Below are 22,385 nucleotides of genomic sequence, written 5' to 3' on the forward strand. Positions count from 1 at the left end.
AATGACAAAGAGACACGAAGGGCGCTGGTTTAGACGACGGTCAAACAGAAGGACCAAGCATATGACCTTTGACTCCATTCGGCATGCGAGGAAGGGCGGTGTTCCGCGCGGCCTGTCGCAGACCGCCCCGGTGCTGTTCTCCTATGGCTTCCGCCCCTTCTTCCTCGCCGCTGCAATCTGGGCGGTGGTTGCCATGCTGCTCTGGCTTTTGAGCCTTGGCGGAGCGATAGCGGTCGCCACGGACTATGGGCCGGCATATTGGCACGCTCATGAAATGCTGTTCGGATATTCATCGGCTGTGCTGGCCGGCTTCCTGCTGACCGCGGTTCCCAACTGGACAGGACGACTACCGGTCTCCGGCTGGCCGCTGTTCTTTCTGTTTTGCATCTGGGTTGCGGGAAGACTGGTCTTCCTCGTTCCAGGTGTGATCGGAGCAGAAGCCGCCGCCGTTGTCGACAGCCTCTTCCTGCCTGTGCTGCTTGCCATCTGCGTGCGGGAGGTGGTGGCCGGACGCAAGTGGAAGGACCTGAAGGTGATTGGCGGGCTTGTTGCACTGTCGCTGGGCAATATCCTGTTCCACTTGCAGGTCGTGCTCGGTGGCGATCCGGACCTGGCGATCAGGCTTGCAGTCTCAGCCTATGTGGCACTTGTGACCATCATCGGTGGGCGGATCATTCCAAGCTTTACCCGCAACTGGATCAACAAGATGGGACGGACCGATTTCCCCGCCTCCTACGGGCGCATGGATACCATCGCTATCACAGCAGGGATCTCAGCATTGGCAGCCTGGGGACTGCTTTCGGAGGGACCTGTCGTGGCGACGCTGGCGACAGCAGCCTTTCTCCTGCACCTGATGCGGCTGACACGCTGGCGGGGGTGGACGACGCTGTCTGAGCACCTGATTACGATCCTGCACATTGCATATCTTTTTGTGCCGCTCGGTTTCCTCGGCATCGCCTTCGCAGCTCTCGGGCTCCTGTCGCCGATGGCCGCCCTGCATGTTCTGACTGTCGGCACCATTGCTTCAATGATGCTGGCGGTGATGACGCGAGCAACGCGCGGACATACCGGCCGCGTCTTGACTGCTTCGCGCACCACAACGGCGGTCTACGCGGCAATCGTGCTGGCTGCCTTGCTGCGACCGGCGGCAGATATATTGCCGGATCATGCACAAACCCTCTATGCCGCCTCCGGTCTCGCCTGGTTGACTGCCTTCGGCCTCTATCTGCTGGAGTACGGCCCGATGCTGGCCATGGTCCGACGAAAGATGGTCTGATCTCAGTGCCAGCGGCAGGCACCGTATCAACAATATCGACAATGCATCCGAAGCCGCCTGTGAGGGCGGCCTTCATTCTGTTGCTCAGCCTGCACCGGTGAGGCCTCAGACGGACATCATCTCCGGTGTCCATCGCGGCTCATGGGTGAGGTGCACCTCGACGTGTTGCACGTCCGTAACGGACGCGGTGGCAAAGCGAACCGCGCCGACGAGAAAGACGGCGGCAGGGCAGCCGATGGTCGTCGTGGTCATGCTGATGTGCACGACGCCTGCATCGGTCGCGTCCACTTCATAGATCAGGCCAAGGCTGACGACGTCGCGACCCAATTCCGGGTCGATGACGTCCTTCAATCTGGTTCTTATACGCTCGACGAGCGTTGCTGCTTTGCTGCTCATGGCAAGGGGACCTTCGACCCAACGCGTATCATGATGCGGTAGAATGCGCCGCTGGCATCGAAATTTCCGACCCACTGATGTCCCCTTTGGGAAAGCTCGGGATAGAGAAAAATCGGTTCGCGCGACAGGATGGCAAAGATGACCTCCCCGGCATCCAGCCGCTCGGCCTCCGCCAGCAGTTGCACCATGGGCTCCGGTGGGTCGAGATCGGTTAGATCAAGGTCGACAGAGGGATCTGGCCATAGATCGGGCGAAGCGGCATGCGGAGACACATCAATGGGAGGAGCCACGCACTTCGGTGTAAATCGAACCTCGAATGCGCCACCGGGCAATTCCTCCAGTTCGTACGTAAAGCCACGTCGGTCCATCACGGAAAACAAGGGCTGGGGTTGAAACGGTGCGATCAGTTTTAGACCTTCGCCAGGCGCGAGATCCGCGACTGCACTCATGATCGCCTGGAAGGGTTCCCCACCTGAGCTGAGGATCGGTCGGACGTCCAATGTCTTGTACTCTCCCATCGGGGTCAGCTCCTTTCGATTGAGTTTGGCAGAAAAAGCGACGGGTGTCGCTGCGCATCCAGCTTGCTTTCTTGTACAGAAACATAAAACAGCCGGCGGGTCCGGACAAATTCCACCGTCAGGCCGATCACCGCCACCGTCTGGGCAAGGACAGCACCGCGAAAGACAAAGGAACCCTCCAGCAGAAGTGCCACCACTGCCACACAGACAGCGGCGGCGTAGAGGTAGAACCAGTTCGACGCCCGACCGTCGCAGACAAGTTCCTGCACCCTTGGAACCGGTGTCCGTCCCAGAACCGGACCGTAACATTCCAACCAGGTCAAGAAGGCGATGATTTTATAGAGTTGGCCAAGGCCCAGAAGTGAAAGCCAGCCGAAACAGACAAGATAGACCAGCGCTCCGATCCGATCTTCAATCTGACCGGTAAATAGCAGGAGCAGGTAGAGCAATATGGCAAGCATCAAGAAAGCCACAGCCAGAGCGCTGGTGATGCTGTTGAGTTCGAGCGCCTTGCGTTTGCGTGCGCGGAAAATCGTCAAGACGTCGTAGCCGAAGATCAGGCCGGCACCGGCGGCGAGCACAAAGGGTAGGTAAACCGGTTCCGCTCGGGAGCTCCCAAGCGCGAGTGCGATCAACGTAATACTGGCGACGGCGACGCTCAGGACAACAAGTGCAAGGGCTGAACACGTCGTAGCACGCTCAGTTTCTGGAGACAGAAGGAACATTGTCAGGAGGCGATAGCTGACGCCGAAGGCGCTGGCACTCATCCAACCAACCATGCCGAAATAGGCATGCAGAGAGACGCCCGCCGGGAGGAGCCCATGAAGGGTCTCGACATCGACCAGTCCCGAAAGCTCAAGCGCAAAGGCAACGCCGAGGCCTGCTGCTGCGGTCAGTGCGAGGAGCCCGAGGGCGACAAATTGCGCCGGGAGCGACAAGGAGCCTGTCCGGGCAAGCGTTCCTCCGATCATCGTTACGATCAATCCAAAACCAGTCGCCAGCAATGCCGCGCCGATCGGCAGGAGGACCAGTCCGTGGTCGACATAGCCTGCGAGGTTGAGGAAGCCACAGTTGAGGAGCGCGAGACCAATGACCAACAGAACCAGGGCAGGCGCTGCAAGCCCGGGCAAAAACAGGGGCGCGGCTGCCAGAACCGGCACGAACTGCAAGAGAGCGCCGCAAAACAGCAGCGCCAGCCAGCCGACCGCCAGAATATGAACGATCACCAGAGTTTCCGGTGCCTCAACCGGCAGAACCGGGTAGCCGAAGCCCCCGGCCAGCAGTGCTTGCCCCACCACCAGAAAGACAAGGGAGGCCGCAAAATAGGACATCGTCCACCGCGAGATGGAGGCACCGGCCATCGTACGCTCTCCGTCAGTGTCCGCAGCAGCAGTCGCAGCCGGAAGCCTGGGCGCGGGTGATCTCCACCCGCCAGGTGTCGGGTCCCGCTTCGAGGTAAGCCCAGTCAAACTGTTCCGGGTAGCGGCTTGCAATCTGGTAGTGCAGGGGACGTGGATCGTGATCGCTTGCAACGTGCATGACTCCACCTGGTGCCAGTGACGTCAGAAGGTCGAAGATGCGAGGATGGCGTTCTGCCGGTGGGATAATGCGGACGTCGATAAGCGGGATCTGTATATCTGACATGTCTTCTTCCAAGGCCTGGTTGATCACGACGGAAAGCCGGCCGTATCTTTCCAGAGTTACCATAGGCTCATGCCTTGATCTGAGACGTTGCGGCACAACAAACAACGACGTGATTCACTGGTGTCCGCCTTCCGGTTAGCGACCTTCTGCACTGTCATGGACATTTTTGCCGGATCCTCTGCGGCATGGCAAAAGGGCCCGGCAGGGGGATATCCTGCCAGGCCCTCCTCGCGGCCATGCCTCCCCTACGTCGTCAGGCCGCGATAGATGGCCGGCAAGGCGGCCGGCAGTCTGGAGATGTCGCCCACCAGGGCAAAGCCATTGCGGCCGAACATGATGGGAAGGTAGGACTGGGCGTCGCGATCGACGGTTACGGCAAAGACATGGGTGCCTTGCCTTCGCGCCTCCTGAACGGCACGCCGGCTGTCTTCAAGCGCAAAGCGACCCTCGTAGTGGTCGATGTCGTTCGGTTTGCCATCCGTCAGCACGAGCAGCAACTTGCTGCGGTTCGGCCGCTTCTGCAACTCCGCCGATGCATGGCGCAACGCGGCGCCAAGCCGCGTATAATAGCCGGGTTTCAGGGCTCCGATCCGTCTCTCCACCCCCGCTCCCATGGTTTCGTCGAACCCCTTGACCGTTTCCACACGGACCCATGAGCGGCGGCGCGATGTGAAGGTGAGGATGGAGTAATCGGTAGCACATGCGGAAAGTCCTTGCGCCAGGACCAGAAGTGCCTCCTTCTCGACATCGAGCACCCGCCGGTTGTCGACCCAGGCATCCGTTGATAGCGAAACATCGACGAGGATCGTCACCGCAAGGTCCTGTGTCTGCGGCCGGCTCGTCAGATGGATGCGGTCGGATCCCTGGCCGCCTGCCACCAGATCGGTTCGGGCGCGGACCACTGCATCCATGTCCAGTTCGGCGCCGTCCAGCTGCGCCTTCAGGAGCTCGTGGCGCGGACGCAGGAGTTCGAACTGGCGGCGCACCTTCTTTACCAGCTGGCGCGTGTCTTCGCTCGCCTCCAGAACATCCCCGGTTTCGGAGGCCGGTGCAGCAAGCACCCGGCAGTAGCTCTTGAGATAGGCTGCCTTTCTATAGTCCCATTCTGGATAGCTCAGTTCCGCATCAATGCGGTTCGTGTCGAGCATTTCCGGCGGAAGATCGAGATCGAAGCGGAAGCGGGAGGAGGGTCGTTCACGGCGGCGCCCAAGGACCAAGTCGTCGAGGTCGTCGGCTGCCTTGCCATCCTCGTCGTCCTTGTCATCGGTGGGGCGGTCGACATTGACCATCTCGGCCATCGCCAGAATCTTCTCAAAGCGGTTCAGGATGAAGGGGCTGCGTTGGTCGCGCCTGTCGTCCACCGCCTCCCGCTGCGCAACGAAGCGCTTGCCGCCAGCCGGGGTGCTGGCATCGCCAAGCGGCCCGTCGGTATCGGCATCGGCAGGTGCGGTCTCACCCGTATTGAAGAACTCCGGCCAGAGCGGCACGTCCATCATCGGCTGGTAGCCAGGTGGCGACCGGCGCGGGAAGATCGACGTGGGAAGCGGATCTTGCAGCCCCGCGGCTTGACGCAGAACGCTGAGGATCCGGTTCTCGATCAGTTGCTCTACAGGCGGAAGCCTTCCCCGCCGACGCTGCGCCAGCACTGCGCCGCAAAGACGCCGATAGCTGTTCTGTAAGCCAGGGAATGCTTTTAGCACCTCGCGAACCGTTTCCTCGGCCCGATCCAGCCGGCGACGATCAACCGCCAGAGGATCGTCCCCGTCAATCGCGCGCGCCGGTGCCACCGCGAGATAAGCGGCGAGCCAGACATAGAGCTTGCGGTTGAGGTCGCGGTCTGGAAACAAGTCGATTTCGGCAGGCAACATGATGCGGGCAAAGTCTCGCCCGACCCGGGCCACCCGTTCTTCGCCAAGTCCAACGAGCTGGCGCAGCTTCAGCCGGTGGCCAGATGTCTTCTGCGCTGCCGGAACCAACTGGCACGTGCTTTCGCCGCCAAAGCCGCGAAAGCACGACGCCAGGACGGCCGAGACGTCGTCGAGCGCGACGGCATGTCCAGGGTAGCGCGGCATGCTGCGGGTTTGCCCGACAAGGCGATGCCATGTCTTGCCGACGGTTTCTTCCAGTTCCAGGAACTCGAACATGTCATGCCCTCAAGGATAAACGGCTTTGGCAACCTCACACAGGGCCTGACGGACATCGGGATCATCCGTCAGCGGCTCGATCATCGCCGCAGCAATCGCGTCCTGCGGGTTCAAGCCGCTGCCGATCAATGTTGCGCAGTAGACCATCAAACGCGTGGAAACACCTTCCTCGAGATCATGGCCTTTCATTGCGCGCAACCGGTGGGCGAGGTTGACGAGCGGCGCAACATGCCGCGGTTCGAGCCCGCTTTCGGCGGCAACGATCGCGATTTCCTGGTCCTTGGGCAGGAAATCGAATTCAATCGCGATGAAACGTTGCTTCGTGGAAGGCTTCAGCGCCTTCAGGATGCTCTGGTAGCCTGGATTGTAGGACACCACGAGCATGAACTCGGGCGGCGCCTGCAGGGTCTCGCCTGTGCGCTCCAGGGGCAGGATCCGGCGGTCGTCCGTCAACGGGTGCAGAACGACGGCGACGTCCTTGCGCGCTTCGACGATCTCATCGAGATAGCAGATCCCGCCATTGCGAACGGCGCGCGTCAGCGGTCCATCGATCCAGACAGTATCGCCACCCTTCAGGAGATAGCGCCCGGTGAGGTCGGCAGCGGCCAGGTCGTCGTGGCATGAGACCGTCGATAGCGGCAGGTCGAGCCGTGCTGCCATGTGGCTGACAAAGCGCGTCTTGCCGCAGCCCGTCGGGCCCTTGAGCAAGAGCGGCAGCTTGCGCGTCCAGGCCATCTCGAAAAGCTCACACTCATTCCCGGCTGCGATGTAGTGCGGCACGAGCGTCTGGCTGGTGACATTGGGAGACAAAGGGAAAGTCATTTTTTCCAATCCTTGTTTTTTGAAAGGCGTGTGGCCCCGGGACATCCGGGGCCACATCGCTCATTCGGCCGGAATGGTCGTGAAGGCGGCGGGAACGCGCTCTCGACCTGGAACGAACAGCGCCCAGAGGAAGATCAGAGCCGAGATCAGGACGAACACCCCTGATCCGAGCCGAACCCAGTAGAAGAGTGCAAGCTGGTCCTGAACGTCCATGAAGCTCTCGCCAAGGACCCGCTGCAGATGGACCTGCAGCACGCCTGCGAAGGTCAGCGCAAAGGTCATCACCGACATGGCCGTGCACATCATCCAGAAGCTGACCATTGAGAGCATCTGGTTGTAAGGCGCGCGGCCGCGGATTTCCGGCACGGCATAGGCCATCACCGCAAGGTTCAACATGACGTAGGCACCGAAGAAGGCGAGGTGGCCGTGCGCTGCCGTAAGCTGGGTGCCGTGGGTGTAGTAGTTCACCGACGACAGCGTATGCAGGAAGCCCCAGACACCGGCGCCGAAGAAGGCCATGACCGAGCAGCCGATCGACCACAGGAGCGCTGCCCGGTTCGGATGCTTGCGGCCTGCCTTCCAGGTCATCACGAATGTGAAGATCACCATGGTGAAGAACGGTGCCACCTCAAGTGTGGAAAACAGCGACCCGATCCACTGCCAGTATCCCGGTGCGCCGATCCAGTAGAAGTGATGACCGGTGCCAAGAATGCCAGAGAAGAGCGCAAGACCGACGATCACATAGAGCCACTTCTCGACAACTTCCCGGTCGATGCCGTTCAGCTTGATCATCAGGTAGGCGAGGATAGACGCCATGATCAGCTCCCAGACGCCTTCGACCCACAGATGGACCACATACCACCAGTACATTTTGTCGAGCGCGAGATTTGCCGGGTTGTAGAAGGCGAACAGGAAAAAGATCGCCACGCCCCAAAGCCCGAAGATCAGGATGTTGGTGACGACCGTCTTGCGACCCTTCAAGACAGTCATGGTGATGTTGAACAGGAACATCAGGCAGACAACGACGATGCCGACCTTGATGATGAAGGGTTGCTCGAGAAATTCGCGGCCTTCGTGGATCTTGAACATGTAACCGACGACGGCGACCGCGGCGGCGACAAGAAAGATCCAGAACTGCGCAATGGCAAGCTTGGGACTGTAGAGTTCCGTCTCCGCCTCCTCCGGCAGAAGATAGAAGGTGGAGCCCATGAAGCCGATCAGCAGCCAGACGATCAGCGCATTGGTATGGATCATTCGCACGATGTTGAACGGCAGGAGCTCGGAGAGCGTGTTGGGCAGCACGTAGATCGTTCCGGCGAGAACGCCGAAGAGGACCTGAGCGAAGAAGAGGCCGAGGGCGCCGTAGAAATACAGCATCGCGACCTTTTGAGTTTGATATTTCATTGTCTTTTCCTTGCCTAAAGGTCAGCCGGCGTCGTTGGGTGGCCACTTCTGCGTCTTGATGCGGCTCGTCCATTCCAGAAAATCGGCCAGGTCATCGAGTTCCTGGTCGGTCAGATTGAACTGCGGCATCTGTCGGCGTCCCTCGATGCCCGTCGGCATGGCGGCCATCCACGCCTTCAGCGTCTCTCGCGCGCCGTCGGGATCGTCGCGACCGCCGTAGCGGACCCAGACATTGCCAAGCTCGGGTGCGAAATACGCACCTTCACCCAGGATCGAGTGGCAGTTGATACAGGCGTTTTTTTCCCACACATGCTTTCCCCGGGCGACGGCCACGGTGAGGGTGGACTCATCAGTGGAGACCGTGCGCATGTAGTAGTGGCTGTGCGCCGTCAGCCCGAGGAATATCGCAAAGAAGAAGGCGGAGCCGCCGTAGAAGACATTGCGTGCTCCGGTCTTTGTCAGGCGTTCTGACATGCCGAGGTCCTTTCGTTCCACCCGCCGGGTTCTTCCAGCAGGCATGTTGCGTCGTGCCACCGATGCGATGTGATTTCGATCCCGTGGGCGTGATGTACTTGCGGGTTTTGGCGCGCCGCTTCTTTGTGTTTTGGCAAACAACGGAGCGGTTGCTGCTGGTGCTGCACAAGGCTGTCAGCCGATCCAGATGGCGCCGAGAGCGCGGCCGAGGCCGGCGATCGCAAAGAAGCCCGGCCAGGCCAAGAGGGCGGCAGCGGTGGCGGGGCGGACACCGCGAAGGCCCATCACATCGAGAACGATCAGCCGGGCCTTGATCACGGTCAACACGAGGAGCAACCCGACAACCGTCACAGGCACCGGCTGATGCTTCCACTGCGCAGCGGTAAGAGCGCCAAGGATCGCCAGCATCAGGACCCAACTGGCACTGACGAAGAGACGGGAAGACCTACGCTTTGGGGTCATATCGATCATCCGAGATAAAGAAGGGGGAACATCACCAGCCAGATCAGGTCGACGACGTGCCAGATGGTGGTGGCCATGACGACGTCCGACTGGCGCGGCCGGCAGGCAAGGAGGATCAAAATCAAAGCCAGGAAAGCAACATGTGCCAGGTGAAACCCGGTGATGAGAAAATAGAGTTCAAAGAACGAGCCGAAGGCCGGATCGGCCGCTTTCGAGATCTCTTGACCGTATTCCAACAGTTTGACGGCAACGAAGCCGAGCCCGAGGCTTGCGGTTGCAGTCAGGCAGATTTGTTGCAGGCGCCTCGCGGCACCGGCTTGCACGGCCAGCGCCGCCGTCCAGCTGCTGGCGATCAAAACAACGGTGTTGAAGCCAGCGATCCGCGGCGACAGCTGGAGCTTGCCGAGGGCAAATTCAGCAGGCTGAAAGAGCGACACCGTCAAAAATGCGCAGAACAGGACCCCGAAGGTGGCAAGCTCGCTCCACACCAGGATCCACAGGAGAAGATCTCCTCCCTCGTCCTGTGCCTCCACTTGTGAAGCCGCAACATCCGCCATTCGTCATCTCCAAATCGTTGATAGCGAGAATGCAGGACAGGAGATGGCTGCTCTTTGCCAAAACGCAAAGACGAGGAGGGATTGGGCACTACAGTGGGAAAGGAAAGGAAGCTTCAACATGACTGATGCCCAAGTCGGCCTCGCGCTTGCCGCGCCCATTATCGTCGCCTTCGCTATCGCACTCAGGAAGATGGGGGTGTTGCAGGGCTACAGCGCAATGTCGGCCGTCGTGATCTCGGTTGCCATTGCCGCCGTTCTGTTCCTGCAGCAGTAGCTGGCGGGCATCCAGATGAGAGCCGAGAGATGACGCAGCTTCTGACCGCATTCACTGTCTTCGTCGCCTTGCATTCGATCCCCGCCACGCCCGGTGTCCGCGAGCGCCTGGTGGCGCGCCTTGGACATGCGCTCTATATCGGTCTGTATTCGGCCGTCTCACTTCTGGCCCTCAGCTGGCTTTTCTATGCCGCATTTGCGCTCGACTATATCGAGCTGTGGGCCACTGCCGCTTGGCAGGGATGGGTCACCTTGGCTGCGGCGCCTGTGGGGCTGTTCTTCGTTCTGGCGGGGCTTCTCAGCCGCAACCCTTTTTCCACCACTGCGCGCCGAGGCTCAAGCAACCCCGGGGCGATCGTGGCAATTACTCGCCACCCTGTGCTGTGGGGCTTCCTCATCTGGTCCGTCGGACATATTCCCCCAAATGGCGATCTTCGCTCGCTGGTTCTCTTTGGTGGATTTGCTGCATTCACTGCAGGCAGCATGATGCTGATCGAGAAGAGAAGTCGCAAGAGATTTGCAGCGGAGTGGCGGCAGCGGACCCAGGCGACTTCCTTCATACCATGCGCAGCCTTGGTCACGGGGCGTGCCCGCTTCGGCTTCGACGCAGCAATGACGCTCGCCCTGGCGGTGGACGCAATAGCAATGATCTGGCTCCTCTCGGGTGGGCATGCGGCTCTGTTTGGGGCCGATCCTCTGGTGTTCCTGACGCCGCGCTAGGAACGCGTCAGAGAGAGCCGAATGCATTTCAAGTGGTCTGTCAGCTGCTGTTGGATCAGCGCGAAGCACCATCCTCGATCATAAGCGTCGCACGCAGCGCCTCTAAAGATCGCTCGTGGTTCCTTATCTCCTTTAGGCGCGCCGTCTCCAACCTATCCTGGCTCTTGTCAGACCCGTCGCGTCCCAGTTCTTCAATGATCGCTTGGTGTACGGCAATCTGCTCTTTGAGATACGATGAATAGGATGACATGATGCACCTCCTTTTTCGGAGCATCAAAAGCAGGTCGAGAAATCCCGCACATTGATCAAGATCACAGGATACTACTGCCTTTCCAACGTGCTAATTTTGTTCTGGACACCATCCGGTCTCATCTGCCCGTGGCTTGAGCCACGCAGTCTTCTTCAGAGGTAGTGCGGCGGCAGGCGCTGGGTTCCTCACCTCCTGTGTCCAGGAGAGGGCTAAGCCGGCGGCCATCCCCAATGAAGGTAGAAAGCCATGCTGACAACGCCAAGTGCCACTGTCTGCCGGCCGGCTCCGACCTTTGCAGCGGCAAACGAGAGTGCAATGGCAACCGCAGTCAGACCAACTCCTGTGCTGAAGGGTCGCCCGACAAAGCTCAAGGTGATCGCCACCGGACAAATTGCACTGGCCATCATGATCGAGATGCCTGGACGGCGGCCGACGACTGTGGTGTGCTCGCGAAGGAGCAACATGAATGAAGGCAGTGTCAGCGCGACAGCCAATACCAGAAAGACCGTCGGGTCGATGGACTTCATCTGGCTGCTCCTTTCGCTCTTGCTGCTCTCGGTTCCACGCAAGAAACGCGCCAGTTAAAGTCGCGCCCCGCAGGCGCGGCCAGCCATTCACCCACGGCGCCGGTTGCGCCCGCCTGGTGAAGGCTGACGGGACGACGGTCTCAAAACCTTGCCGTGGAAGCGAGTGAGCAAGCATCCTTGCGCGGTCGCGCTGCTGTTTTGGACATGCATACCCCGGCTCCAACTGTACTGTGGAACCCCGGGGCGACAAAAACTCCCGTGCCGGTTTCCAAAGCAGGTTCGCGATTGTGAGGCTGTAGCCGCCGAACACCTGAGCGCGCCCTAGCCTCACCCCTTGCCTGTCTTGTCGACGATACCGTCAGACGAATCATATGCGGATCGCCGAGCATGTCCCACCATTCTTGACGATTGCCAGGTTTCTTGGGGGACGTCGCTGACGGATTGCTCACAAAACGAGCATTTTGCCAGCGATTCCGATCCAAATCTGTCCCATCGGTTGTCACTCCGGATGCATCGTTCTATGTCATTGAAGGCAGGCGCCGGTGGCGCCTGACGAAAGCAGGAGAGGGAGAGGCGGTTTGATCGGACAATTGACCTCAGGCGAGCGACAGCTTGCTGCTATTGTCTTGGCTGTGATGGCGGTCATCGGAATAGCAATGGCAGCGGCGGGCCGAGCCGACCCATTGGGGGTCCACGGCTTGCTTGTTCTGCTCTACAGCGGCGTGCTGCTCGCGGTGGTTCTGTCATCGCTGTTTGAGCGCGAGCCACACCCTGAACGACTGTCGCGCTACTACGACGACCCCATTAAGGTCGGGGTTGCCTTGACCATGATCTGGGCGGTGTTCGGGATGTTCATCGGCGTTTGGGCCGCCGCGCAGCTGGCCTGGCCGTCGTTGAACTTCGACACCGCATGGGCAAGCTTTGGCCGAATTCGCCCCGCCCATACGACAGGCGTGATATTCGGGTTTGGCGGCAACGCCCTCATCGCCACCTCGTTTCACGTCGTTCAGCGTACGTCGCGGGCGCGGCTGGCCGACCAGTTCAGCCCATGGTTCGTCATCTTTGGCTATAATCTCTTCTGTCTCCTGGCCGTGACCGGCTACTTCATGGGCCTGACGCAGTCCAAGGAATATGCCGAGCCCGAGTGGTACGCCGATCTGTGGCTGGTGGTGGTCTGGGTAACCTATTTCGTGCTTTACATCCGCACGCTTGCCCGCCGCAAGGAGCCGCATATCTATGTCGCCAACTGGTACTATATGGCCTTCATTCTGGTGGTGGCCATACTTCACATCGTCAACAACATCGCCTTGCCGATTTCGCTGGCCCACGCGAAAAGCTACACTGTATGGCCCGGCGTCCAGGATGCCATGGTCCAGTGGTGGTATGGACACAACGCGGTGGCGTTCTTCCTGACCGCGGGCTTCCTGGCGATGCTCTATTATTATCTGCCGAAACGGGCGGAGCGTCCGATCTTCTCCTACCGGCTGTCAATCCTGAGCTTCTGGGGTATCACGTTCTTCTATATGTGGGCGGGGTCACACCATCTGCACTACACGGCATTGCCGCATTGGGTGCAAAATCTCGGGATGACGTTTTCTGTGATGCTGCTGGTGCCGTCCTGGGCTTCGGCCGGCAATGCACTTCTGACCCTGAACGGTGCGTGGCATAAGGTGCGTGACGACGCCACCTTGCGCTTCATGTTCGTCGCAGCGATCTTCTACGGCATATCGACATTTGAGGGCTCTTTCCTCGCCATCCGGCCGGTCAATTCGCTATCGCATTATACGGATTGGACTGTCGGTCACGTGCACGCCGGTGCCTTGGGATGGGTTGCAATGATCACCTTCGGTGCTTTGTACACGCTTGTTCCAACTCTGTGGCGACGCGAACGGATGTACTCTAATGTTCTCGTGGAGGTGCATTTCTGGCTCGCGCTGGCCGGGACGCTGATCTATATTTTCGCAATGTGGAACTCTGGCGTTATCCAGGGGCTGATGTGGCGCACCTATACGGCGCAGGACACGCTCGCCTATTCCTTCGTCGATTCCTTGGTGGCGATGTATCCCTACTACATCGCGCGCACCCTGGGAGGGCTGTTGTTTCTGATCGGTGCCATCGTCGGTTCTTACAACATCTGGATGACGGCGCGTGCCTTGCCCCTGTCACGCTCGGAACAAGACCTGCCGGTCGTCGACGATCCAGCCACAGCACCAGCGGAGTGATGATATGAGAGAACTCTTTCACCGCAAGCTGGAACGCTCGGCACTCGGGTTTGTCTTTGCAATTATCGCTGCGGCAAGTGTGGGCGGGATTGTCGAGATCGCGCCGCTTTTCACCATCGATGAAACGGTCGAGGAGGCGCCGGACATGCGCCTCTACACGCCCCTGGAACTGGCAGGTCGCAACATCTATATCCGCGAAGGCTGCTATGCTTGTCACAGCCAGATGATCCGCACGCTGCGCGACGACGTGGAAAGATACGGACCGTATTCACTGGCCGTGGAGTCGAAATACGACCGTCCTATGCTGTGGGGGTCGAAGCGCACCGGTCCTGATCTGGCGCGCGTCGGCGGGAAGTACTCCGACTTCTGGCATGTTGCGCATCTGACAAATCCACGCGACGTCGTGCCTCAGTCGAACATGCCCGGTTATCCCTGGCTTGCGCGCAACGCCCTCGACGTGGACGATCTTGGCCTTCATTTGCAGGCCCAGCAAACGCTGGGAGTTCCCTATAGCGACGAGATGGTGGCCAATGCCGCACGCGACGCCATAGGGCAGGCTTCGCCGGACTCTGCCTTTGCCGATGGCGTATCCGAGCGATATGGAGATGCGACCCAGATCAGCAGTTTCGATGGCGTTACCACCCAGGTGACGGAGATGGATGCGCTGGTCTCCTATCTGCAGATCCTCGGACGCTTGACCGATGCTGCTTATCGCGGGACTGTTGCCGAAGAACAGGTGCCAAACCCTAACAACTAACGCCTGGGATGGACGGATCGTGGATTTTGATCACGGCACAGTGGTTGCCTTCGCAAAGAGCTGGGGGCTGTTTTATCTCATCGCCTTTTCGATCGGGGTAATCATCTACACCTTCTGGCCATCGAACAAGAAGCGCTTCGAACAGGCCAAAAAGGATATACTGGACAAGGAAGACAAGCCATGGACGTAGAGGAAGTCGACCCGATCAGCGGCCGCAAGACCACCGGCCATGAGTGGAACGGCATCAAGGAACTCGACACGCCCGTGCCGCGCGGCGTCTTGATCTTTCTGGTGGTAACTCACCTGTTTGCGCTGCTCTGGTGGGTTCTGATGCCAACCTGGCCGCTTGGAACAACCTACACCAAGGGTGTGCTTGGCACCGATCAGTGGCAAAGGGTCGAAGAGGACATGGCGCAAAGCCAAGCGGCGCGGGCCCCGTGGACGACCGCCATCGAGACAATGAGCTTCGACGAGATCATCGCCGACGAGAACCTTATGGCGTTCGTCCGGGGCTCCGGGCGGCAGTTGTTTGGCGACAACTGCGCTGCCTGTCACGGTATGGATGCCAGGGGAGCTGCCAACTATCCGGATCTGACCGATGACGATTGGTTGTGGGGCGGAGGACCAGAGAATATTGCCGAGACGCTACGCGTGGGCATCAATTCGCCGCATGAGGAAACCCGTGTTGCGCAAATGCCTGCCTTCGGCCGTGACCAGATGCTGGAGCGCGCCCAGGTTCGGCAGGTTGCCCTTTATGTCCGCTCCCTGAGCCATCCTGAAACGTCAACGGCGGACAATGCTGAGGCTCTGCAGGCGGGACGGGAAGTCTTTCTGACCAATTGCGCCGCCTGCCATGGTGAAGATGCCACCGGCAGCCGCGACGTCGGGGCCCCCAACCTTACCGACGACTACTGGGTCTATGGTGGCGATATCCAGACCCTTGTGACTTCGATCCATGGCGGTCGGCAGGGCCATATGCCGACCTGGGACGAACGCCTCAGCCCCAGCGAGATCAAGACGCTGGCGCTCTATGTGAATGATCTGGGTGTGGAAAAACCGTGACAAGACGAGCGCGATGGACCATCTGGATTGCCGTCGGTGCGGCCGTCTGCCTGTTCGTCGGTGCCAACGGCCATCTCGTATATGTTGCCGTCACCAGCCAGCCGGGGTGCGTGGATCACCTGAAGAGCCCGGGGACAGATCCAGGAGAGTATCGAGCGGCAAAATCTGCATGCTGATTGGTGGAAAGGGAGTGGACGGATGAAGACGCCAGGGAGGACCTACGGGTTGTTGAGCGAAACCTCCACCGTGGAGGAAACGCGCAACCCCTTCTACAAGAGAAATCTATCCCCTGCGGCGCCGCTTGCATGGCTGGCGCGCGGGTGGGACGATCTTTGGACGCAGCCCGGACCCAGTCTGGTGTATGGGGCCGGCGTATTCCTGTTATCTGCCTTGTTTATATGGCTCCTGTTTGCCGGCGGTCGCGACTACTACGTGTTTCCCGCCATGGCGGGTTTCATGATCGTCGCGCCACTGTTGGCCGCGGGCCTTTACGCCAAGAGCCGAGCCCTTGAGGCTGGCGAGCCTGTCAGCGGCAGGCGGATGTTTCGGGTCCGCTCCGAAACCGGGACGCATATCTTCTTTACCGGCCTTTTGCTCGTGCTGTTGATGCTCTTGTGGATGCGTGCCGCCGTTCTCGTCTATGCGCTGTTCTTTGGCGTCAGTGCCTTTCCCGGTTTCTCACAGATAACCCAGATGCTGCTGACCACCCCCACCGGCTGGGCCATGCTGCTGGTGGGGAGCTTTATTGGTTCCTTGTTTGCCGGCTTTGCCTTCGCCATCAGCGTCTTTTCCATCCCCATGATGCTCGACAAGCGTGTAGATGCTCTGACCGCCATGGGGACAAGCACCGCGCTGGTGTGGAACAATCTGCTGCCGATGCTGACGTGGGGCGGGATCGTGCTGGCCCTGGTTGCCGTTTGTGCTGCGACGGCGCTGGTGGGACTGATCATCGTTTTTCCACTGCTCGGGCACGCGACCTGGCATGCCTATCGGGCGATGGAGGGACCCGCAGCTTGACCTGCTGCACCTCCTTCGCCACCCAAGATCCGGGAGCCGCGGCTGAGGACTACTCGCCCCCTTGCGAGGAAATTGCATGGGCAAGCCAGCCGCTTGGAGAAAACACCTACAGAACCGTCGTGAGCATTCCGGCGTTGCGCTGCGGCAGTTGCATCGTCGCCGTGGAGCAAGCACTGGCGGCGCAGCCCGGTGTGCTGGCAGCAAGGGTCAATCTTTCAACGCGTCGGGCCGCGGTGACTTGGACCGGCCAACGCGATCATCCGCCAGCGATTTTCTCTACGCTTCGGGCCATCGGATATCCTGCGACGCTGACGCCGGAGGAGCGGGGGCGGGACGAGGAAGTCACGCGTTTGTTCAAGGCGCTCGCGGTCGCGGGCTTCAGCGCAATGAATATCATGCTCCTGTCGGTCTCTGTCTGGTCCGGTGCAGACGGGGGAGTGCGCCAGGGTTTCCATCTTGTTTCTGCCGCGCTGGCCCTGCCGGCCTTGCTCTACTCCGGCCGCATCTTTTTTGTTTCTGCATGGTCGGCGATACGCGCTGGGCGCACCAACATGGACGTGCCCATCTCCGTCGGTCTGGTGCTCGCTTTCGGTCTTAGCCTGTATGACGTCTCTCAAGAGGCGCCGCACGCGTATTTCGACGCGGCGACGTCCCTGATTTTCTTTCTGTTGATCGGCCGCACCCTTGAATTGTTGATGCGAGAGCGATCACGATCAGCCGTTTCCGCTCTTTCTCGGCTTGAGCCGGCGGGCGCTCACGTCGTCGGTGCAGAAGGCCAGCCGACCTATCTGCCGCTGCGCGACATCAAGCCGACGATGCGGGTTGTTGTCAGTGTGGGTCACAGGGTGCCCGTTGACGGCATCGTCAAGGAGGGTGTCTCAGATCTGGATGCTTCCTTGATCACCGGCGAAAGTCATTGGGCGCCATGCGGTCCCGGGACTTTGGTCCAGGCGGGCGTGCTCAACCGATCCGGCCGCATCGTCATCGAAGCGACGGCGACGGCTGCGACTTCGTTCCTGGCGCAAATGATCGATCTCATGCAAGCTGCCGAACAAGCCGGGCCGCGGTATCGCGGTCTTGCAGAACGAGCTGCACGTCTCTATTCGCCAGTGATACATACGGTCGCCGTTCTTGCGCTTGTGGCCTGGTACCAGCACACCGGTGATTGGCATCTGTCGCTGACGATCGCAATCTCAGTCCTTATCATAACCTGTCCTTGCGCCCTGGGCTTGGCCGTGCCGATCGCGCAAGTGGTGGCGGCGCGGCGACTGTTCCAGCGCGGGGTGGTGATGAAGGATGGCGCAGCGCTCGAGCGGCTGGCTGAAGCGCAATCGGTCGTGTTTGATAAAACCGGCACGCTGACACTTGGACGCTATCAATTGACTGTGCCTGGGAACACCCCATCGCAGATAGTTGCGATTGCCGCTGAGCTGGCCAGGCACTCCCGTCATCCCGTCTCCGTCGCGATTGCCCAGCGCGGATCGCCCGATGGAGGCTTTGCCGTTGAGCACGCTGAGGAGGTTGTAGGATATGGTGTCGAGGCCGTCGTGGGAGCAGATGTCTATCGCCTGGGCCGCCCGGACTGGGCGCTTGAGGAGGACCAAACGCCGGCAGTGGCAGATGTAGCCGCATCCAGCGCGGTGCTTTCAAAGAACGGGACGTGCTTGGTCCGTTTTGAGCTGACGGACTCGCTACGTCCCGGAGCTGCCCAGCTTGCCACCAAGCTACGCCAGCAGGGTTATCGGCTGAGGATCCTCTCGGGCGATAGACTGGGCGCCGTATCCACCGTCGCTGCCAAACTTGGCATCGTCGAATTTCTGGCCGATCTTTCGCCCGCAGAAAAGGTGGAGCAGCTACGTGCGGCTCGCGATCGCGGCGAGCGGGTCTTGATGGTCGGCGACGGTCTCAATGATGCTCCGGCACTGGCTGCGGCTTACGTTTCCATGGCCCCGGCGAGTGCCGCGGAGGTCGGACGCAAGCAGGCTGATTTCGTCTTCATGGGAGACGATCTTCGCATTTTAGGGGAGGCGGTATCCATAGCCAAGGCAACCCGTGTGGTGGTGCGCCAGAACCTGGCAATGGCGCTTGTCTATAATGCTGTATGCGTTCCCATTGCCGTTGCCGGCCTGGTGACCCCGCTGTTAGCGGCCATCGCCATGTCACTTTCATCGATTGCCGTCATTGCCAACGCTTTGCGGCTGAGCCGCGGGGCTCAGCAGAGGCGGTTGTTCAGGGAAGAGCGAGCGGCCACAGGGTTCCGCGCAGCTGCGGTGGAACCATGAACTATATCCTCGTGCTCGTACCCATTGGTCTCGCCATGGGGGCAGTAGGGCTTGTGGCTTTTCTCTGGTCGCTCAACAATGGCCAGTATGATGACCTGGATGGGGCAGCTGAGCGCATCCTTACGGATGACGACGAGTAATCCAACGAATTGCTTGAAGCGGGCTGCTATCGCGACATGTAAGGTCGATCAAGACCGGAGGACCACCCAATGCCCGCAGTCGCTGCTTTGTTCAAGGATCTTGAGGCCGCTCGAATGGCGGCGGCCGAACTCGTTGCGATGGGGGTCGCAGATGATGACATCAGTATCATCTCGAACCAGAGTGGCCACCTGACGACAGATGTTGATCCGGTTGAAAGCACCACGGTGGGGGCGGGCGTTGGCGCAGCAGGCGGAGGCGCGGTGGGACTGATTGCTGGGTTGGTGTTGACGCCGGTGGGCGGTTTGGGCGTCGTCGGCATCCTTGGCTGGCTGGCGACAGCTCTCGCCGGCGCCTCCGTTGGCGTCGTCGCTGGTGCGACCGTTGCCAGTGTTTTCGACGTCCTGCGCACCAGTGGCTCCTCGGAGGAGGACGCGCACTTTTACACGGAAGGTCTAAGGGCGGGTGCAACGCTCGTGGCCGTCCGCGAGCAGCAAGATCCGGCGGCAGTTGCCGCGACCTTACAGCAGATGGGAGGCGCTTCTGCGCCCCCGCCAGCCGCAGAAAGCGCTCCAGGATAACACGGGGACGCGAGCAACAGTTCAGTCCGTCGCATTCTGCTCTTTTGAACAAAGGGAACGTAATGCCGTACAATCAACGCTCGAAAAACATCACAGAAGGTGTTGCGCGATCCCCTAACCGGGCAATGTATTATGCGCTGGGATATGAGAAAGCCGACTTCGACAAGCCGATGATCGGGATTGCGAACGGCTACTCAACGATCACGCCGTGCAATGCAGGGCTCCAACCTCTTGCTGACGCAGCAATTGCCGCGGTCCGAGCTGCTGGCGCCAACCCCCAGGTGTTCGGCACCCCCACCATATCAGACGGTATGGCAATGGGTACTGAGGGTATGAAATACTCATTGGTCTCAAGAGAGGTGATTGCTGACTGTGTCGAGCTATCGGTGCAGGGGCAGTGGATGGATGGGGTTCTCGTTCTCGGCGGCTGTGACAAGAACATGCCGGGGGGGATGATCGGCATCCTGCGCGCCAATGTGCCTGCCATCTATGTTTACGGAGGCACGATCAAGCCTGGGTTCTGGAAAGGCGAGGACCTTTCGATCGTTTCGGCTTTTGAAGCCGTCGGTGCATTCATGGCGGGAACAATGAGTCAGGAGGACTTTGAAGGGATTGAGCAGAATGCTTGCCCCACCACCGGCTCTTGCGGCGGCATGTACACCGCCAACACCATGAGCTCGTCGTTTGAAGCGCTTGGAATGTCTCTGCTCGGATCGGCCAATATGGCCAATCCGGATCATGAGAAGACGGAAAGTGCCGCCGAGTCGGCAAGGATCTTGGTCGAGGCAGTCAAGAAGGGCCTCCGCCCCCGCGAGATCGTTACCCGCCATTCCATTGAGAATGCTGTCGCCTTGATCATGGCGACCGGAGGATCGACAAATGCGGTGCTGCACTACCTTGCCATCGCCCATGCAGCGGAGGTCGAATGGAACCTCGAAGATTTCGAGCGGGTCAGACGCAAGGTTCCGGTCCTGTGCGACTTGAAGCCCTCTGGCCGCTATATGGCGGTCGATCTGCACCGGGCAGGCGGTGTTCCGCAGGTCCTCAAACTCCTGCTGAATGCCGGTCTCCTGTACCCCGACTGTCTCACGATCACCGGTAGGACCTTGGGAGAGGAGCTGGCCGCGGTGCCAGACCATCCAGCCGGCGGGCAGGACGTCATTCGACCGATCGAACAGGCCCTTTACCGTGAGGGGCACCTGGCCATTCTGACAGGAAATTTGGCTGAGGGTGGCGCCGTTGCCAAGATCACCGGTTTGAAGACGACGATCATCACCGGCCCAGCGCGCGTCTTCGACAACGAACAGTCAGCGATGGACGCAATTCTTGCCGATCAGATCAACCCAGGCGACATTTTGGTATTACGATATCTGGGACCGAAGGGCGGCCCTGGCATGCCCGAGATGCTGGCTCCAACCTCGGCCATCGTTGGAAGAGGTTTGGGAGACAGTGTCGGGCTGATAACCGATGGACGTTTTTCCGGGGGGACCTGGGGCATGGTCGTGGGGCATGTCACTCCTGAAGCCTATGAAGGCGGCAATATTGCACTCGTCGAAGAAGGTGACACGATCACAATTGATGCGGCCGCGCAGCTCCTGCATTTGCACGTAGACGAGTCCGAGCTTGTCAGGCGAAGGGCGCTATGGCGGCAGCCGGAACCGCGTTATACAAGAGGTGTACTGGCAAAGTTTGCCACGTTGGTTCGTCCGGCGAACGAAGGCGCTGTCACGGGATAAGCGTCGCCCGCCCAGGCCTTCACCACCATCCGCCGGTTTCTCACCTGCTGTGTTTCGCGTTGCAATGGCCACGAGGCTCCGCCGGCACTGGGCGCGCAACGGCATCATCCATCTCATTGGCGCTAAAAAGATTGCTTCTCCTGCAGGCGCGTCAGTTGCTCCACCACAAACGAAAATAATTCTGGCGGACATGCCGTCGCAGCACATTCATGCGCGTCCCGTTGCAGGTCATCGCGCTGCGCGCTTTGTCTTCGTGCCTGGATATCATCAGGAAACCCGGAGGCTCTTCCCAGGTCCGACACCGTTTGACGCAGAGCATTTTTAACAGCCATCAAGCAAACGTCCTCATTCGGTACGATCCAATCATCAGCCGGCGAACCCGTCAGACTTCAGCGGCCAGCGGCGACCGCAGTCAGCGGAGGTTGAGCCGCGGCCGCAGGAGTTTGTCTCACCGCTTCCAAGCATCATCCACAGTAGCCGGATAGGGCGCAGCGTCTTTGTTGATGCGCAACCAAGTCGTTATCTTCATCGCGTCGAGGTTTCTCGCGTCATCGCCAACGAAAATCAGTGCCACCATATCCATGCCGAAGGCGGGTTGTACGTATTGGCTTTGTCGCCAGTCGTGTCGAAGGTGACCTTGAGCGTTTCGTTGCTCTTCGCCCTGAATGGCTTTGCGCTTTCGGCCAGCAAGCCGGATATGGTTTCGGCATGTTGCGACTTGTCTGTCGGCGCGAAGGTAGCCGTGTCTCCCGCCACAACTTCAACGCGCTGGGCTTAAAACCGTGGCGTCTTTCGTGCCCTTGCCCAACATCCGGATCTTTAAATCAGCGACGATCGCCGCAATAGCGAAGGCGGCACCAGCCAAGCTGATCGCCCAATGCAGCAATTGCTGTTTCGTTCATTGCTATGCTCCTGGTGTCGGAGCCATTCTGTCGGCTCCACAGCGGGTGACGCAGCCGACGGTCGTGATACGTCAATCGTGCTCTCTGGCATCGCCCACACCCGTCATAGCGCACTGCTGGACGGGCGTGTACGGTCGTGGCACTGTGTGGGAGGATGGGTCGAACCACTAACCGCACGACATCGGCCGTTGCAGTGGCTGAACGCGATCGGGGTTGCTCCG

25 protein-coding genes are annotated in these 22,385 nt (G+C 60.0%); 12 read left to right on the forward strand and 13 right to left on the reverse strand.

The genetic code is table 11. The annotated features are described in order from the left end of the window. Positions 1–61: 61 nt before the first annotated feature. Positions 62–1,276, forward strand: a complete 1,215-nt coding sequence (locus EO99_RS0122430) for an NnrS family protein (protein ID WP_029620808.1) — start codon at positions 62–64, stop codon at positions 1,274–1,276. A 105-nt stretch (positions 1,277–1,381) separates the two neighbouring features. Here the strand turns inward: EO99_RS0122430 and EO99_RS0122435 are convergent, their stop codons facing one another. The 10 genes from EO99_RS0122435 to EO99_RS0122480 all read right to left on the reverse strand — a co-directional run bounded on the left by EO99_RS0122435 (position 1,382) and on the right by EO99_RS0122480 (position 9,697). Further along, the gene (locus EO99_RS0122435) at positions 1,382–1,672 is read right to left on the reverse strand and encodes a metal-sulfur cluster assembly factor (RefSeq protein WP_029620809.1); all 291 of its coding nucleotides are present in this window, start codon (positions 1,670–1,672) and stop codon (positions 1,382–1,384) included. Continuing rightward, positions 1,669–2,190 carry a DUF2249 domain-containing protein gene (locus EO99_RS0122440; protein ID WP_029620810.1) on the reverse strand — a complete coding sequence of 174 codons (522 nt, stop codon included), beginning with the start codon at positions 2,188–2,190 and terminating at the stop codon, positions 1,669–1,671. The genes EO99_RS0122435 and EO99_RS0122440 overlap by 4 nt, the downstream gene beginning before the upstream one ends. A gap of 5 nt (positions 2,191–2,195) precedes the next feature. Continuing rightward, positions 2,196–3,551, reverse strand: a complete 1,356-nt coding sequence (locus EO99_RS0122445) for a hypothetical protein (RefSeq protein ID WP_029620811.1) — start codon at positions 3,549–3,551, stop codon at positions 2,196–2,198. Positions 3,552–3,564: 13 nt separating this feature from the next. After that, entirely contained in the window at positions 3,565–3,834 is a 270-nt protein-coding gene (locus EO99_RS0122450; RefSeq protein WP_029620812.1) for a DUF2249 domain-containing protein, read from the reverse strand. A 245-nt stretch (positions 3,835–4,079) separates the two neighbouring features. Beyond that, entirely contained in the window at positions 4,080–5,978 is a 1,899-nt protein-coding gene (locus EO99_RS0122455) for a nitric oxide reductase activation protein NorD (RefSeq protein WP_029620813.1), read from the reverse strand. Positions 5,979–5,987: 9 nt separating this feature from the next. Then, on the reverse strand, positions 5,988–6,800 hold the full coding sequence (locus EO99_RS0122460; RefSeq protein ID WP_029620814.1) for a CbbQ/NirQ/NorQ/GpvN family protein: 813 nt from the start codon (positions 6,798–6,800) through the stop codon (positions 5,988–5,990). 60 nt (positions 6,801–6,860) lie between these two features. Continuing rightward, positions 6,861–8,204, reverse strand: a complete 1,344-nt coding sequence (locus EO99_RS0122465) for a cbb3-type cytochrome c oxidase subunit I (protein ID WP_029620815.1) — start codon at positions 8,202–8,204, stop codon at positions 6,861–6,863. Positions 8,205–8,225: 21 nt separating this feature from the next. Beyond that, positions 8,226–8,678 (reverse strand): c-type cytochrome, encoded by a 453-nt coding sequence (locus tag EO99_RS0122470; protein WP_029620816.1) that lies wholly within the window; start codon positions 8,676–8,678, stop codon positions 8,226–8,228. A gap of 174 nt (positions 8,679–8,852) precedes the next feature. Continuing rightward, entirely contained in the window at positions 8,853–9,140 is a 288-nt protein-coding gene (locus EO99_RS0122475) for a hypothetical protein (RefSeq protein ID WP_077067155.1), read from the reverse strand. Positions 9,141–9,145: 5 nt separating this feature from the next. Continuing rightward, a complete protein-coding gene (locus tag EO99_RS0122480) occupies positions 9,146–9,697 on the reverse strand; it encodes a cytochrome c oxidase subunit 3 (protein WP_029620818.1) in 552 nt (183 codons plus the stop codon). Between the two features lie 118 nt (positions 9,698–9,815). Between EO99_RS0122480 and EO99_RS28040 the strand changes: the two genes are divergently transcribed. Further along, a complete protein-coding gene (locus tag EO99_RS28040) occupies positions 9,816–9,971 on the forward strand; it encodes a hypothetical protein (protein ID WP_173425159.1) in 156 nt (51 codons plus the stop codon). 29 nt (positions 9,972–10,000) lie between these two features. Beyond that, positions 10,001–10,690: an NnrU family protein gene (locus tag EO99_RS0122490; RefSeq protein ID WP_029620819.1), complete on the forward strand. Its 690-nt coding sequence runs from the start codon at positions 10,001–10,003 to the stop codon at positions 10,688–10,690. A 55-nt stretch (positions 10,691–10,745) separates the two neighbouring features. Here EO99_RS0122490 and EO99_RS0122495 read toward each other — a convergent pair whose 3' ends face one another. Further along, a complete protein-coding gene (locus tag EO99_RS0122495; protein WP_029620820.1) occupies positions 10,746–10,940 on the reverse strand; it encodes a hypothetical protein in 195 nt (64 codons plus the stop codon). A 209-nt stretch (positions 10,941–11,149) separates the two neighbouring features. Beyond that, the gene (locus tag EO99_RS27685; protein ID WP_156034954.1) at positions 11,150–11,467 is read right to left on the reverse strand and encodes a hypothetical protein; all 318 of its coding nucleotides are present in this window, start codon (positions 11,465–11,467) and stop codon (positions 11,150–11,152) included. A 581-nt stretch (positions 11,468–12,048) separates the two neighbouring features. Between EO99_RS27685 and ccoN the strand changes: the two genes are divergently transcribed. The 9 genes from ccoN to ilvD all read left to right on the forward strand — a co-directional run bounded on the left by ccoN (position 12,049) and on the right by ilvD (position 21,262). After that, on the forward strand, positions 12,049–13,689 hold the full coding sequence (gene ccoN, locus EO99_RS0122505) for a cytochrome-c oxidase, cbb3-type subunit I (protein ID WP_029620822.1): 1,641 nt from the start codon (positions 12,049–12,051) through the stop codon (positions 13,687–13,689). 4 nt (positions 13,690–13,693) lie between these two features. Next, positions 13,694–14,446: a cytochrome-c oxidase, cbb3-type subunit II gene (gene ccoO / locus EO99_RS0122510; RefSeq protein ID WP_029620823.1), complete on the forward strand. Its 753-nt coding sequence runs from the start codon at positions 13,694–13,696 to the stop codon at positions 14,444–14,446. Between the two features lie 19 nt (positions 14,447–14,465). Next, positions 14,466–14,636 carry a CcoQ/FixQ family Cbb3-type cytochrome c oxidase assembly chaperone gene (locus tag EO99_RS0122515; RefSeq protein ID WP_029620824.1) on the forward strand — a complete coding sequence of 57 codons (171 nt, stop codon included), beginning with the start codon at positions 14,466–14,468 and terminating at the stop codon, positions 14,634–14,636. After that, a complete protein-coding gene (gene ccoP / locus EO99_RS0122520; RefSeq protein WP_029620825.1) occupies positions 14,627–15,508 on the forward strand; it encodes a cytochrome-c oxidase, cbb3-type subunit III in 882 nt (293 codons plus the stop codon). The genes EO99_RS0122515 and ccoP overlap by 10 nt, the downstream gene beginning before the upstream one ends. Positions 15,509–15,706: 198 nt before the next feature. Continuing rightward, positions 15,707–16,525, forward strand: a complete 819-nt coding sequence (locus EO99_RS0122525) for a DUF2189 domain-containing protein (RefSeq protein WP_029620826.1) — start codon at positions 15,707–15,709, stop codon at positions 16,523–16,525. Next, on the forward strand, positions 16,522–18,807 hold the full coding sequence (locus EO99_RS0122530) for a heavy metal translocating P-type ATPase (RefSeq protein WP_051680025.1): 2,286 nt from the start codon (positions 16,522–16,524) through the stop codon (positions 18,805–18,807). Before EO99_RS0122525 ends, EO99_RS0122530 begins: the two co-directional genes overlap by 4 nt. Then, entirely contained in the window at positions 18,804–18,947 is a 144-nt protein-coding gene (gene ccoS, locus EO99_RS0122535; protein ID WP_029620828.1) for a cbb3-type cytochrome oxidase assembly protein CcoS, read from the forward strand. The genes EO99_RS0122530 and ccoS overlap by 4 nt, the downstream gene beginning before the upstream one ends. 69 nt (positions 18,948–19,016) lie before the next feature. After that, positions 19,017–19,526 carry a hypothetical protein gene (locus EO99_RS0122540; RefSeq protein ID WP_051680026.1) on the forward strand — a complete coding sequence of 170 codons (510 nt, stop codon included), beginning with the start codon at positions 19,017–19,019 and terminating at the stop codon, positions 19,524–19,526. 62 nt (positions 19,527–19,588) lie between these two features. Next, on the forward strand, positions 19,589–21,262 hold the full coding sequence (gene ilvD, locus EO99_RS0122545; protein WP_029620830.1) for a dihydroxy-acid dehydratase: 1,674 nt from the start codon (positions 19,589–19,591) through the stop codon (positions 21,260–21,262). 122 nt (positions 21,263–21,384) lie between these two features. Here ilvD and EO99_RS27690 read toward each other — a convergent pair whose 3' ends face one another. Continuing rightward, entirely contained in the window at positions 21,385–21,594 is a 210-nt protein-coding gene (locus EO99_RS27690) for a hypothetical protein (RefSeq protein ID WP_156034958.1), read from the reverse strand. Positions 21,595–22,385: the final 791 nt, after the last annotated feature.

This window comes from Pseudorhizobium marinum (assembly GCF_000705355.1).
GTDB lineage: Bacteria > Pseudomonadota > Alphaproteobacteria > Rhizobiales > Rhizobiaceae > Neorhizobium > Neorhizobium pelagicum.